This window comes from Streptomyces katrae, from assembly GCF_000717655.1.
Lineage (GTDB): Bacteria > Actinomycetota > Actinomycetes > Streptomycetales > Streptomycetaceae > Streptomyces > Streptomyces katrae_B.
This window is the reverse complement of the sequence record NZ_JNZY01000034.1, coordinates 21684-37010: the sequence shown is the minus strand read 5'-3', so window position 1 is coordinate 37010 and position 15327 is coordinate 21684. Positions and strand designations below refer to the sequence as shown.

2 protein-coding genes and 1 pseudogene are annotated in these 15327 nt (G+C 73.9%); all 3 read left to right on the top strand.

Going from position 1 to position 15327, the window contains the following annotated elements; translation table 11 throughout:
• Positions 1 to 20: 20 nt before the first annotated feature.
• Positions 21 to 5561, top strand: a pseudogene (locus IF09_RS0130815) (SDR family NAD(P)-dependent oxidoreductase); the annotation flags it as partial.
• Positions 5562 to 5570: 9 nt separating this feature from the next.
• Positions 5571 to 12137 (top strand): type I polyketide synthase, encoded by a 6567-nt coding sequence (locus tag IF09_RS0130810; protein WP_030301302.1) that lies wholly within the window; start codon positions 5571 to 5573, stop codon positions 12135 to 12137.
• A gap of 5 nt (positions 12138 to 12142) precedes the next feature.
• Positions 12143 to 15250: a type I polyketide synthase gene (locus tag IF09_RS0130805; RefSeq protein ID WP_030301300.1), complete on the top strand. Its 3108-nt coding sequence runs from the start codon at positions 12143 to 12145 to the stop codon at positions 15248 to 15250.
• Positions 15251 to 15327: the final 77 nt, after the last annotated feature.

Here is a 15327-nt window from a genome sequence, read left to right as displayed (position 1 = left end):
ACTGGTTGGGGGAGGCCCTGGTGGAGGATGTCGACAAGCTCCGGTCCTACTTGCGACGCGCCGTCGGCGATGCGCAGGACCTGCGCGAGCGGGTGCGCGAGCTGGAGGAGTCCGCACGCGAGCCCATCGCGGTCGTGGGTATGGGGTGTCGTTTCCCGGGTGGGGTGACGTCCCCCGAAGGGCTGTGGGGAGTCGTGTCCGACGGTGTGGACGCGATCACCGAGTTCCCGGCGGACCGCGGATGGGACCTGGAGGCCCTGTACTCCGAGGATCCCGGGACGCCCGGGACGACGAACACGCGCTCGGGCGGATTCCTGCACGACCTCGCGGAGTTCGACGCGCCGTTCTTCGGCATCAGCCCGCGCGAGGCGCTCGCGATGGACCCGCAGCAGCGGCTGCTGCTGGAGACGACGTGGGAGGCGCTGGAGCGGGCGGGCATCGACCCGGCCGCGCTGCGCGGCTCGGCGACCGGCGTGTTCACCGGCATCTACACCACCGACTACGGCCCGCGGATGGGCGGCGCGGCAGCCGGCGAGGTCGAGGGCTTCCAGCTCACCGGCACGCTCCCGAGCGTCGCCTCGGGCCGCGTGTCGTACACGCTGGGCCTGGAGGGCCCGGCGGTGTCCACCGACACCGCGTGCTCCTCGTCGCTCGTCGCCGTCCACCAGGCCGTCCGCTCCCTGCGGTCCGGGGAGTGCACCCTGGCGCTGGCCGGCGGAGCGTCGGCCATGCCGACCCCGGGCCTGCTCGTGGAGATGGGCCGCCAGCGCGGCCTGTCGGACGACGCACGGTGCAAGGCGTTCGCGGACGCGGCCGACGGCACCGGCTTCTCCGAGGGCGCCGGCGTGCTCGTCCTCGAGCGCCTCTCGGACGCCCGGCGCAACGGGCGCCGCATCCTGGCCGTGATCCGCGGCTCGGCGACCAACCAGGACGGGGCCTCCAACGGCCTCAGCGCGCCGAACGAACTGGCCCAGCGCCGCGTCATCCGGGCAGCCCTGGCCGATGCCGGGCTGCAGGCGAGCGACGTGGACGCGGTGGAGGCGCACGGCACCGGCACCAGGCTGGGCGACCCCATGGAGGCCGAAGCGCTGCTCGCCACCTACGGGCAGGACCGCGAGCAGGACAGCCCGCTGTGGCTGGGCTCGCTGAAGTCCAACATCGGCCACACGCAGGCCGCCGCAGGCGTCGGCGCCGTCATCAAGATGACGATGGCGCTGCGCCACGGCGTGCTGCCCAAGACCCTCCACGTGGACCGTCCGTCGACGCACGTGGACTGGACGTCCGGTGCGGTCGAGCTGCTGACCGAGGCCCGGGAGTGGACCAGCGCACCGGGACGCCCCCGGCGGGCCGGCGTCTCCGCCTTCGGCATCAGCGGCACCAACGCGCACCTGATCCTCGAGCAGGCACCCGAGGCCGTCGAGCAGGCACCCGAGGAGCAGCCCACCGCCGCTCCGGCTCCCGCCGCGGTGCCGTGGGTGCTGTCCGCCCGGTCCGCGGAGGCGCTGCGCGAGCAGGCGCTGCGGCTGCGCGACAGCGTGGCGGCGGACGCGGACCTCCCGCTCGCGGGCGTGGGACATGCGCTGGTGAAGACGCGATCGCTGTTCGAGCACCGCCAGGTGGTCATCGGCGCCGACCGCGACGAACTGCTCGCCGCCCTGACCGCCGCTGCCGCGGGTGACGAGAGCGGCGCCGCCGGTGTGGTGTCCGGAGTCGCGAAGCCGGTGGGCAAGACGGTGTTCGTCTTCCCCGGCCAGGGGTCGCAGTGGATCGGAATGGGACGCGAGCTGTGGGAGTCCTCCCCGGTGTTCGCGGCCCGCATGCAGGAGTGCGCGGACGCGCTGTCGCCGCACGTCGACTGGTCCCTCCACGACGTGCTCGGCGACGCCGACGCCCTGGAGCGCGTGGACGTCGTACAGCCGGTGCTGTGGGCCGTGATGGTGTCCCTGGCCGAGGTGTGGCACTCGTTCGGGGTGCAGCCCGCGGCCGTCGTGGGCCACTCCCAGGGCGAGATCGCCGCCGCGTGCGTCGCCGGCGCCCTGTCGATCGAGGACGCCGCGAAGGTGGTGGCGCTCCGCTCGAAGGCGATCCTGGCCCTGTCCGGGCGCGGCGGCATGGTGTCGGTCGCGCTCCCGGTCCAGGACGTGCGCGCACGCCTGACGGACGGGCTGTCCGTCGCGGCCGTCAACGGGCCCTCGTCCGTCGTGGTGTCGGGCGACGTGGCCGAGCTCGATGCACTGCTCGCCGCCTGCGAGGCGGACGAGGTGCGGGCCCGCCGGGTTCCGGTGGACTACGCCTCGCACTCGCGGCACGTGGAGGGCATCGAAGGCGAACTGCGCCGGGTGCTGGCGGGGCTCCGGCCGCGTACCGCCGAGGTGCCGTTCTTCTCGACCGTGACGGCCGACTGGCTGGACACGACCTGCATGGACGCCGAGTACTGGTACACCAACCTGCGGCAGACGGTCCGCTTCGAGGAGGCGACCCGGGCCCTGGCCGAACAGGGCTTCCGCTTCTTCGTCGAGGCGTCCGCCCACCCCGTACTGACGATCGGTGTCGAACAGACCCTGGACGGCGCGGGCGTCGAGGCCGCCGTCGTGGGCACCCTGCGCCGCGGCGAGGGCGGCCTCGCGCGCTTCCACCGGTCGGCGGCCGAGGCCTTCGTGGCCGGCGCCGACGTGCCGTGGGAGAAGGCGTTCCAGGGCTGGGACGGCCCGTGGGTCGAGCTGCCCACGTACGCCTTCCAGCGACAGCGCTACTGGCTGAACGCCCCCGACGAGACCACCACCGCCGGGAGCACGTCGGACCACCCGCTGCTCGACGCCGTGATCGACCTGCCCGACGACGGAGAGAACGGCGGCGTGGTGGGCAGCGGGCGCCTGTCCCTGGAGCGCCACCCCTGGCTCGCCGACCACGTGGTCCACGGCGCCGTCCTGGTGCCGGCGACGGCGCTGCTGGAGACGGCGGTCTGGGCCGCGCACAAGGCGGGGGCCGACGTCGTCGAAGAACTCACCCTGGAGACGCCGCTGGTGCTCTCCCGAACGGCCGAGCGCGAGATCCGCGTCGTGGTCGACGCCAAGAGCGTGATCAGCGTGCACTCCCGCGGCGAGGGCGAGACCGAGTGGACGCGCAACGCCGTCGGCGTCGTCGGGTCCGCCACCGGCCGGACCCCCGCGGAGGAGAGCCTCCTCGCGTGGCCTCCCGCGGGCGCGGTCGCCGTGCCCTTCGAGGACGAGTACGCCCGGCTGTCGGCCCTCGGGTTCGGCTACGGGCCCCTGTTCCGCGGTCTGCAGAAGGTCTGGCGCCACGGCGACGCCCTGTTCGCGGAGGTGGAGCTGCCCGCCGCCGAAGGCGCGGACCGGAGCCGGTACCGGATCCACCCGGCGCTGCTCCACGCCGCGCTGCTGCCGGTCGGGCTGGGGCAGTTCGTGGACGGCTCCCGGCCCGAGGGCTGGCTGCCGTTCCGCTGCACGGGGCTGCGCGTGAACTCCGCCGCCCCGGCCGTGCTGCGCGTCCGTATGGCGCCCGCAGGGGAGAACGCGCTGTCCGTGACCCTCGCGGACGCGAACGGAGCGCCCGTCGGCGGCATCGAATCGCTGACCCTGCGGCCCGCGGACGTCCAGAAGCTGACCGCGCTGAGCTTCGACCACCAGGACGCGCTGTTCCGGGTGGACTGGGCCCCCCTCCCGGTCCCCTCCGGTCGCGCCACGGTCCGGTACGCGGTACTGGGCGCACCCGCCGCGGAACCGGCACCGGGCGCAGAGGTCTTCGCCGACCTCGGGCAACTCGCCGCCTCCGACGGCGGGATACCCCCGCTCGTCATCGCCGCCGTCGACCCGGCGGGCGCGGACGGCGAGGACACGCCCGCCGCCGTCGAGCGGAACCTCCACCGTGTGCTGCGGTGGACGCAGGAGTGGCTCGCCGACGACCGGTTCGCCGATTCGCGCCTGGTCGTCGTGACGCAGGACGCGATCCACGACGAGCACGTGCCCCGCCCCGACCCCGCGGCCACCGCGGTCTGGGGGTTCGTACGCACCGCACAGACCGAGAACCCGGGCCGGTTCACGCTCGTGGACACGGACGGCCGGCCCGCCTCGTGGGCCTGCGTCCCGGCGGCGGCGGACACCGGGGAACTCCAGCTCAAGATCCGGGGCGGCGAGGTGACCACCCCGGAACTGGCCCGCGCCCACGCTGCGTCCGCCGGTCACGGATCCGTCGGCGGGGCGGAAGAGATGCCCGCCCTCGGGGCCGGGACGGTACTGATCACCGGTGGCACCAGCGGCCTGGGCGCGATGCTGGCCCGGCACCTCGTCCGGCAGCACGGCGTGCGCCGGCTGGTGCTGACCAGCAGGCGGGGCCTGGCGGCCCCTTCGGCGGCAGGGCTGCAGGAGGAGCTGACGGGGGCGGGAGCCCAGGTCGAGATCGTGGCCTGCGACGTGGCGAGCCGTGATGCCGTCGCCGAGCTCATCGCCGCGGTGCCGTCCGAGCACCCGCTGACCGCGGTGATCCACTGCGCGGGCGTGCTGGCCGACGGCGTCGTCGAGGCGCTGACCGAGGACCGCGTGAACACGGTCCTCGCGCCCAAGGTGCACGGTGCCTGGCACCTGCACGAGCTGACCCGCCGGCTGGACCTGTCCGCGTTCGTGCTGTTCTCCTCGATCGCGAGCGTGCTCGGGACGGCAGGACAGGCCAACTACGCGGCGGCCAACGCCTTCCTCAACGGCCTCGCGGAGGCCCGCCGGGCCGAGGGCCTGCCGGCCACCTCGCTGTGCTGGGGCTTCTGGGCCGAACGCAGCGAGATGGTCGCCGACATCGGCGACACGGACGTCGTACGCCTCCAGCGCCAGGGCGTGCTGCCGATGGCCTCGCAGGAGGGCCTCGCGCTCTTCGACGCGGCGATCTCGCTCGCCGAGCCGGTCCTGGTGCCGGCGCGGCTGGACCTCGCGGCGCCGGGCGCGGCTTCACCGCTCCTTCGCGCGCTGGCCGGGACGCCTGGCGGACCCGGCGGACCGGGGAACCGGGAGTCCACCGACAACGGGCTCGCGCAGCAGCTGGCGTCGCTGGCGCCGGCCGAGGCGGAGGCGGTGCTGCTCGATGCCGTCCGGACGCAGACGGCGATCGTCCTCGGCCACCCGGACGCCCGGCGGATCACCCCCGCCGCGACGTTCAGGAAACTGGGGATCGACTCGCTCACCGCGCTGGAGCTGCGCAACAAGCTGTCGGCCGTGACCGGCCTGAAGCTGCCCTCCACGCTGGTGTTCGACCACCCGAACCCCACCGCCCTCGCGCAGTTCCTGAACGCGCGCATCACCCCCGACTCCGCTGCCGCCCCGCAGTCTCCGGCCGATCACCTGGCCAAGGAGATCAACGGACTGGGCGCCCGGCTGGAGGAGGCGTTCCTCGTGCTCGCGGACGAGGACAAGAACACCATTTCCACTCTGCTCGCCGAGCTGCAGGGCCGGGTCCGTTCGCTGGTGAGCGCCGGAGCACCGGTCGGCATCGTGGACCAGATCAGTTCGGCCTCGGCGGGAGACCTTCTCGCGCTACTGGACAAAGAGCTCGGCTAGGGGAGAGCGATGACAAACGACAACAACGCCGAAGTTCTCGAGTACCTCAAGCGGACGTCGATCGAGCTGATCGAAACGCGCAAGCGCCTGAAGGAGCTGACCGAGGCCGCCGCCGAGCCCATCGCGGTGGTGGGTGTGGCCTGCCGCTTCCCGGGCGGGGCGGCGTCCCCGGAAGCACTGTGGGACCTGGTGCAGGCGGGCGCGGACGTCGTGTCGGAGTTCCCCGAGGACCGTTTCTGGGACCTGGAGGACCTCTACGACCCGCAGCGCGAGCGGCCGGGCACCTGCTACACGCGGGAAGGAGGCTTCCTCCACGACGCGGGCGACTTCGACGCCGACTTCTTCGAGATCAACCCGCGCGAGGCGCTGGCCTCGGACCCGCAGCAGCGGCTCCTGCTGGAGACCTCGTGGGAGTCCCTGGAGCGGGCCGGCATCGACCCGCACTCCCTGCGCGGCACCAGCACCGGCGTCTTCGCCGGCCTCGCCTACTTCGGGTACGGCAACCACTACTTCACCCCCGAGAACATCTCGGGCTACGCGCAGACCGGCTCCCTGCTGAGCGTCGCGTCCGGCCGCGTGTCGTACGCGCTGGGCCTGGAGGGGCCGGCGGTGTCCACCGACACCGCGTGCTCCTCCTCGCTGGTGACGGTCCACCAGGCGGTGCAGTCGCTGCGCCAGGGCGAGTGCGGCCTGGCGCTGGCCGGCGGCGTCACCGTCATGGCGATGCCGCAGGTGCTCCGCGAGTTCGCGCGCCAGGGCGGCCTGGCGGCCGACGGCCGGTGCAAGGCGTTCGCCGACGCGGCGGACGGCACCGGCTTCTCCGAGGGCGTCGGCATGCTGGTCCTGGAGCGGCTCTCCGACGCGCAGCGCAACGGCCGCAAGATCTGGGCGGTCATCCGCGGCTCCGCCGTCAACCAGGACGGCGCCTCCAACGGCCTGACCGCACCGAGCGGCCCGGCGCAGCAGCGGGTCATCCGCGCCGCGCTGGCCAACGCCCGCGTCCAGGCCGGCGACGTCGACGTGGTCGAGGCGCACGGCACCGGCACCACGCTCGGCGACCCCATCGAGGCGCAGGCGCTGCTGGCCACCTACGGGCAGGAGCGCGAGCCGGGCAACCCGCTGTGGCTGGGCTCCCTGAAGTCGAACATCGGCCACACCCAGGCGGCGGGCGGCGTCGGCGGCATCATCAAGATGATCATGGCGATGCAGCGCGGCGTGATGCCCAAGACGCTGCACGTGGACCAGCCCTCGACGCACGTCGACTGGACGGCCGGAGCGGTCGAGCTGCTGACCGAGGCCCGCGAGTGGACCACCGCCCCGGGCCGGCCCCGCCGGGCCGGCGTGTCCTCGTTCGGCGCCAGCGGCACCAACGCGCACCTCATCCTCGAGGAGGCCCCCGAGCCGCAGCCGGCCCCCGACGCCGCCGACCGCGTGCCGGCCGGCGCTGCGGGCCTCGTGCCGTGGGCCCTGTCGGCGCGGTCCGAGCAGGCGCTGCGGGCGCAGGCCGAAAAGCTGCGCGCGTTCGTCACCGCCGACCCGGCGGCGGACCTCGCCGCCATCGGCGCCTCGCTGATCTCCGGCCGGGCGAAGTTCGAGCACCGCGCCGTGGTGCTGGGCAGCGGCCGGGACGACCTGCTGGACGGCCTCGCGAAGCTGGCCGAGGGCGCCGAGTCCCCCGCCGTGGTGCGCGGCGCGGCCGGCGAGCCGGGCGGCCTCGCCTTCATGTTCCCGGGCCAGGGCTCGAAGTGGACCGGTGTGGCCCGCGAGCTGTACGACACCTTCCCCGTCTTCGCCGAGGCCCTCGACGAGGTCTGCGCGCGCTTCGACGCGCACCTCCCCTTCGAGCTGAAGCCCCTCCTGCTCGCCGACGAGCCCGAGGGCCGCGAGCGCACGGACGTCATGCAGCCCGCGCTGTTCGCCCTGCAGGTCGCCCTCTACCGGCTCCTGCGCCGGTACGGCCCCGAGCCGACCCACCTGATCGGCCACTCCGTCGGCGAGATCGCCGCCGCCCACGTGTCCGGAGCCTTCGACCTGGACACCGCGACCCGCATCGTGGCCGCCCGCGGCCGCACCATGCAGGCCGTCACCGAGCCCGGCGCCATGCTGGCGGTCCGCGCCCCGGAAGCCGAAGTCGCCGCGCTGCTGAGCCCGTACACCCGTACCGGCATCGCCGCCGTCAACGGCCCGGAGTCGGTGGTCGTCTCGGGCCTGCGCGACGAGGTGCACGACCTGCGCGACCGGCTCGTCGCCGACGGCCGGTCGGCGAAGCTGCTCCCCGTCGACCACGCGTTCCACTCCCCGCTGATGGGCCCGGTCCTGGAAGAGTTCGAACGGGCGCTGCGCGCCCTGCCCATGGGCGGCGAGCTGTCGGTCCCGATCGTCTCGACGCTGCTGGGCCGCGAGGCGACCCTCCAGGAGCTGACGTCCGTCACCCACTGGGTCGACCACGTCCGTGAGCCCGTGCGCTTCCACGACGCCGTGGAGCGCGCCCGCGCGGCCGGCGCGAACGTCTTCGTCGAGGTCGGCCCGGGCTCCACGCTCGCCGGCCTCACCAAGGACGCGTTCGCCGCGCAGGGCGTGCACGACGCCGCCGTCGTGGCCTCGTCGCGCCGCGACCGCGGTGTCGCGCAGGGCCTGGCGGGCGCGCTCGCCGAGCTGCACGTCCTGGGCGCCGCCGCGGACTGGGCCGCCCTGTTCGGCACGCAGGAGCGCGTCGACCTCCCGACGTACGCGTTCCAGCACCAGCGCTACTGGATGGACTTCCTGTCGGGCCTCGCGTCCGCGGACGTGACCTCCGCCGGCCTGTCCGCCGCGGAGCACCCGCTGCTCGGCGCCGTGGTGGAGCACCCCGGCACCGACGAGGTGGTCTTCACCGACCTGTGGTCCCTGCGGACCCACGAGTGGATCGCCGACCACGCCGTCTTCGACTCCGTCGTCGTCCCGGCGACCGCCTACATGGACCTGGCGCTGTCGGTGGGCGAACACGTCGGCTGCGCCTCGGTCGAGGAGCTCTCCCTCGAAGTCCCGCTGATCCTCCCCGACACGGGCGACGTTCAGGTGCGCGTCGTCGCCGGCGCCGCGGACGAGAGCGGCCGCCGCTCCCTGGACGTGTACTCGCGTCCCGCCGAGGACGCCGCCGGTGCCGGCGGCTGGACCCGGCACGCCATGGGCACCCTGGTGCCCGGCGCCCCGCAGGACGCCGACCGGGCCGAGGACGCCCGCGCGCTCGCCGCGTGGCCGCCGGCCGGGGCCGAGCAGATCGGCTTCGACGGCCTCTACGACTCCCTCGCGGACGGCGGCTTCGACTACGGCCCGCTGTTCCGCGGCCTGCGCGAGGTCTGGCGCAAGGGCGACGACCTGTTCGCCCTCGCCACCCTTCCGGAAGGCGCCGACGGCGGGTTCGCCCTGCACCCGGCACTGATCGACACCGTGCTGCACGCCGTCGTCGCCGGCGGCGTCATCACCGTGACGGGCGACCAGGGCTGGATGCCCTTCGCCTGGTCCGGCGTGCACCTCGCCGGGGAATGCGGCCCGACCGTGCGCGTCAAGCTCACCCCGGCCGCCGAAGGCGTCGTGTCCCTCGTGATCGCCGACGAGCACGGCCGCGAGATCGCCCACGTCGACGCGCTGACGTTCCGGCCGGCCGGCGCCGAGCAGGTCCGCTCGGCACGCGGCGGACGCGAGCAGTCCCTGTACGCACTGGACTGGCGCCCGGCCCCGGAGGCCGCGCCGGACGCCGGCCGCGCGCAGTGGGGCGTCATCGGCGCGGAGACCGGCCGGGCCGCCCGGCTCGTTGCCGCGGGCGACGGCAGCGTCTCGCTGTACGCCTCCCTCGGCGAGGTCCTCACCGCCGACGCCCCCCGCCACCTCGTCCTGTGCCTCGACGACGCCGTCGCCCCCGGCGGCGACGACCTGCTCACCACGGTCGGCGACGCCGGCAAGCACGTGCTGGAGACCGTCCAGAAGTTCCTCGCCGAGGACCGGCTCGCCGCGTCCACGCTGGTCGTGCTCACCCGCCTGGCGCAGGCCACCGGCGCGGGCGACGACGTCGAGAGCCTGCCCGGCGCGTCCGTGTGGGGCCTGATCCGCTCCGCCCAGACCGAGCACCCCGGCCGGTTCCGGCTCGTCGACATCGACGACGAGGACAGCTCGTGGGCGGCCTTCGCGGACGCCCTCGCCCTCGGTGAGGACCAGCTGGCGCTGCGCGGCGGTACGTCCCTCGTGCCGCGGATGGTGCAGGCCGCGCCCGCCGACCACCGGCTCGAGCCGCCGGCCGACGGCGCGTACCGGCTGGGCATCACGAAGGCGGGCACGCTGGAGAACCTGACCTGGGTCCCGTGCCCCGAGGTGGAGGCGCCCCTGGAGGCCGGGCAGGTCCGCATCGCCGTCCAGGCCGCCGGCCTCAACTTCCGCGACGTCACGATCGCCCTCGGCCTCATCGACCGGACGGACTTCGACTCCGGGCTCGGCAGCGAGGGCGCGGGCATCGTGCTGGAGGTCGCGGACGACGTGGCCGGCCTCGCCCCCGGCGACCGGGTCACCGGCATCTTCAACGGCTCCTTCGGCCGCGTGGCCGTGGCCGACCACCGCCTGCTGGCCCCCGTCCCCGACGGCTGGAGCCACGCCGAGGCGGCCTCCATGCCGAGCACCTTCCTCACCGCGTACTACGCGCTCTTCCACGTGATGAAGCTGCAGAAGGGGCAGCGCATCCTCATCCACGCCGCTGCCGGCGGCGTCGGAACGGCCGCCGTCCAGCTGGCCCGGCACGTGGGCGCCGAGGTCTACGCCACGGCCGGCCCGGCCAAGTGGCCCGCGCTGCGCGCCATGGGCCTCGACGACGCGCACCTGGCGTCCTCGCGCGACCTGGAGTTCGTGGAGAAGTTCCTCGACGCCACGGACGGCCGCGGTGTCGAGGTCGTACTCAACTCCCTCGCGCACACCTTCGTCGACGCCTCGCTGAAGCTGCTGCCGGGCGGCGGCAACTTCATCGAGATGGGCAAGACGGACATCCGCGACGCCCGGCAGGTCGCGGCCGACCACCCCGGCGTCGCATACCGGGCCTTCGACCTCTACGGCACGGCGGGCCCGGACACCATCCACGAGATGTTCCGCGACGTGATGGAGCTGTTCGCCGACGGACGGGTGCAGCTCAGCCCGATCTCCGTCCGCAGCATCCGCGACGCCCGCAAGACGTTCCGCGACATGAGCCAGGGCCGCCACGTCGGCAAGCTCGTCTTCGACCTGAGCAGCGGCTTCGGCGGCGGCACCGTGCTCGTCACCGGCGGCACCGGCGGCGTCGGCTCGCTGGTGGCGCGGCACCTCGTCGCCGAACACGGCGTACGGAGCCTGGTCCTGGCCAGCCGTCGGGGCACGGCGGCCGACGGGGTTCCCGAGCTGGTCTCGGACCTCGAGGAGGCGGGTGCCTGCGTCCGGGTCGTGGCCTGCGACATCGCGGACCGGGCCGCCGTGGCGGACCTGCTCGCGGACATGCCCCCGCAGTACCCCCTGACGGCGGTCGTGCACGCGGCGGGCGTCCTCGCGGACGGCACCGTCGAGTCGCTGACCGCGGAGAGCATCGACCACGTGCTGCGCGCCAAGGCCGGCGGTGCGGTCAACCTGCACGAGCTGACCCGGGAGCACAGCCTCTCGGCGTTCGTCCAGTTCTCCGCCCTCGCCGGCACGCTCGGCACCGCAGGACAGGCGAACTACGCCGCGGCGAACGGCTTCCTGGACGGTCTGGCGGCGCAGCGCAGCGCATCCGGCCTGGTCGGCACCTCGCTGTGCTGGGGCTGGTGGGAGCAGAGCAGCGGCATGACCGGGGACCTGGACCAGGCCGATCTCTCCCGGCTCCGCCGGATGGGCATCGCACCGATGCCGACGGCCGAGGCACTGGCCCTGTTCGACTCGGCGTGCGCGAGCGGCCAGCCGGTCCTCGTCCCGGCCCGGGTGGACCTCGCCGGGCTGCGCGGCAAGGCCGCCGACGAGCTGCCGCTGCTGCTGCGCGGCCTCGCCGACTCCGGCCGTCCGCGCCGGAGCAGGACGGGCACGCCCAAGGACGGCGGCTCCGTGGACCTGGCCGCCAGGCTGGTCACCCTGCCCGCGGACGAGGCGGAGGCAGCGGCCCTGGACTGGATCCGCGACCAGGTCGCCGTCGTGCTCGGACACCCGTCCGGCGCGGCCGTCGACGCCGACCAGGCCTTCACCCAGCTCGGATTCGACTCGCTGACCGCGGTCGAACTGTGCAACCGCTTGGCCGCCGCGACCGGACTGCGCCTGGCGTCCACCCTCGTCTTCAGCTACCCCACGCCGCGCGAGCTGGGCCTGCACCTCCTGGGCCTGCTGCGTCCCGAGGCGGACGCGAGCGAGGACGAGGACGCTGTGATCCGCGAGGTGCTGCGGAACGTCTCGATCGACAGCCTGCGCAGCGCGGGCCTCCTGGAGCTGGTCCTGGCATGCGCCAACCCGCCCCGGGCGAACGGCGAGGCCGTCGCGGCGGACGCGGACACCGGTGCGGACGAACTGTCGGACATGGACCTGGACGCGCTGCTCGACCTGGCTCTTGATGAGAAGAGGTAAGTGACATGACCAACTCCGCGGATCAGACGGCGGAGGGCGGGGACCGGGTCCAGCGGGCGCTCCGTGCGCTGCTGGAGGAGCGCGACCGCCTGCGTCAGGAGAACGACGCCCTGAAGGCCGGCCGCGGCGAGCCGATCGCCGTGGTGGCCATGGCCTGCCGCTACCCGGGAGGCGTCTCGTCGCCCGAGGAGCTGTGGGACGTGATCCGCAGCGGCCGGGACGTGGTGGACGCGTTCCCGGCGGACCGCGGCTGGCGGGACGTGTACGACCCGGACCCCGACACCGTCGGCAGTGCCTACGTGCGCCAGGGAGGGTTCCTGGCCGACGTCGCCGGCTTCGACGCGGACTTCTTCGGCATCAGCCCGCGCGAGGCGCTGGCCACCGACCCGCAGCAGCGCCTGCTGCTGGAGACCTCGTGGGAGGCCTTCGAGCGGGCCGGCATCGTCCCCGCCGACGTACGCGGGTCGGAGGTCGGCGTCTTCTCCGGAGTCAGCTCGACCGAGTACGGCTGGCGTTTCCTGGAGGCGGGCCAGAGCGAGCTCGAGGGCTACCTGCTGTACGGCAGCTCGCTGAGCGTCGCGTCCGGCCGGGTGGCGTACGAGCTGGGCCTGACCGGCCCGGCGGTGTCCCTGGACACGGCATGCTCCTCGTCGCTGGTGGCCCTGCACATGGCGGTGCAGTCCCTGCGTGCGGGGGAGTGCTCGCTCGCGCTGGCCGGCGGGGCGCTGGTGATGTCGACGCCCGCCGCCTTCGTGGAGTTCGCCCGGCAGGGCGCCCTGTCGGCGGACGGCCGGTGCAAGGCCTTCGCGGACGGGGCCGACGGGACCGGCTGGGCCGAGGGCGTGGGCGTCCTGCTCCTGGAGCGGCTGTCCGACGCCCGCCGCAACGGCCACCCGGTGCTCGCCGTCGTCCGCGGTTCCGCGGTGAACCAGGACGGGGCCAGCAACGGGCTGACCGCCCCCAACGGCCGCGCCCAGGAGAAGGTGATCCGGCGGGCCCTGGCGAACGCGGGGGTCAAGGCCTCCGAGGTGGACCTGGTCGAAGCGCACGGCACCGGGACCAAGCTGGGCGATCCCATCGAGGCGGAGGCCCTGCTGGCGACCTACGGGAAGGACCGGGCCGAGGGCAGGCCGCTCTACCTGGGATCCCTGAAGTCGAACATGGGTCATGCCCAGGCCGCCGCCGGCGTCGGCGGGGTCATCAAGGCCGTGATGGCCATGCGCCACGGGTACCTGCCGAAGACCCTGCACGTGGACGCGCCCTCGCGGCACGTCGACTGGTCCTCAGGCGGGGTCGAACTGCTGGCACAGGGCCGTGAGTGGACCCGGGCGGACGGTCCGCGCCGGGCCGGCGTGTCCTCGTTCGGCGTCAGCGGCACCAACGCGCACGTGATCCTGGAAGAGGCTCCGCAGCAGGAGCAGGCGCAGGAGCGCGTTCCGGGCCCGGACGTCGTCGGCGGGCTCGTGCCGTGGGTGGTGTCGGCCAAGAGCGCGGCCGCCCTGCGGGGGCAGGCGGGCAAGCTGCGCGACTTCCTCGCCGCCGACCCGCAGGCGGACGTCGCCGGCATCGGTGCGTCGCTGCTGTCGAGCCGGTCGCGGTTCGAGCACCGTGCGGTCGTGCTGGGCCGGGGCCGCGACGAGCTCCTGGGCGCTCTCGCGGCGCTCGGCGAGGGCGCGGAGTCCCCCGCGGTGGTGCGCGGCTCGGCCGGGAAACTCGGCGGTGTCGCCTTCGTGTTCCCCGGACAGGGGTCGCAGTGGGTGGGCATGGGCCGGCAGCTGTACGACACCTTCCCGGTCTTCGCGCAGAGCCTCGACGCGTGCGCGGCCGCCCTGTCCGAGTGGGTCGACTGGTCGCTGCTCGACGTGGTGCGCGGGGTGGAGGGGGCGCCGTCCCTGGACCGGGTGGACGTGGTCCAGCCGGCGCTGTTCTCGGTGATGGTGTCCCTGGCGAGCCTGTGGCGCTCCTGGGGTGTGGAACCGGCCGCGGTGGTCGGACACAGCCAGGGCGAGATCGCCGCCGCCCACGTCTGCGGTGCGCTGTCGCTGAGGGACGCCACCAAGATCGTGGCGCTGCGCAGCCTGGCTCTGCTGGACCTGATCGGTCACGGCGGGATGGCGTCGGTCGCGGAGTCCGCGGACGTCGTAGCGGAACGTCTCGTTCCGTGGGGGGACCAGCTGAGCATCGCCGTCGTCAACGGCCCCCGCTCCGTGGTGGTGTCCGGGGAGCCGGACGCCCTCGACGAGTTCGTCGAAAAGATGAAGGCCGACGGCGCCCAGGCCCGCAGGATCTCGGTCGACTACGCCTCGCACTCCCACCATGTGACCCGGGTCCGCGAGCAGGTGCTCGGCCCGCTGTCCGACGTGAGCCCGAAGACGTCGCAGCTGCCCTTCTACTCGACCCTGTACGGCAAGGTCATCGACACCGCACGGCTCAACGGCGACTACTGGTACGACAACCTGCGCGAGAAGGTCCTCTTCGAAACCTCCGTCCAGCGGTTGGCCGAGGACGGCTTCCGGGTGTTCGTCGAGATGAGCCCGCACCCCGTACTGACCGTCCCGGTGCAGGAGATCGTCGAGGACGTGGACGACGCGCTGGTCCTGTCCTCGTCGCGGCGGGACCGGGACGAGGCCGAGGCCGTGGTCGGCTCGCTGGCCCAGCTCCACGTCCGGGGCGGGTCGGTGGACTGGGACGCCCTGTTCGGGACGCGCGAGCGGGTGGACCTTCCGACGTACGCGTTCCAGCGGCAGCGGTACTGGCTGAACTCCTCACAGACGGCGGTGGCGGCCGAGGTGCCCTCGGCCGAGCCGCCGGCAGGAGACGACCACCTCGTCCCCCTGCCGGAACGGATCTCCGCCCTCTCCGGCGACGACGCGAAGGCACTCGTGCTCGAGCACGTCCTCGAGAAGGTCGCCGTCGTGCTCGGACACCCCTCCAGTGCGTCCGTCGACCCCGATCAGGAGTTCAAGGAGATCGGATTCGACTCGCTGCTCTCCGTGGAGCTGAGCAAGCGCCTGACCGCATCGACCGGCCTCAGGCTGAGGGCGAACCTGGTCCTGAAGTTCCCCTCGCCGAGGCGGATCGCCGAGCACGTCACCTCCTCGATGGCCGCGTAGGAACTGTCCCGCCGGCGGGACACCGCAAGCTCCACAGCGGCTTGTCCCGCCCGGCGCCAAGTTGTCTTGAACGGCCG

Excerpts from the sequence above, each read along its gene's own strand:
- IF09_RS0130810 (WP_030301302.1), top strand. The coding sequence starts at position 5,571 with ATGACAAACGACAACAACGCCGAAGTTCTCGAGTACCTCAAGCGGACG.
- IF09_RS0130805 (WP_030301300.1), top strand. The coding sequence starts at position 12,143 with ATGACCAACTCCGCGGATCAGACGGCGGAGGGCGGGGACCGGGTCCAG.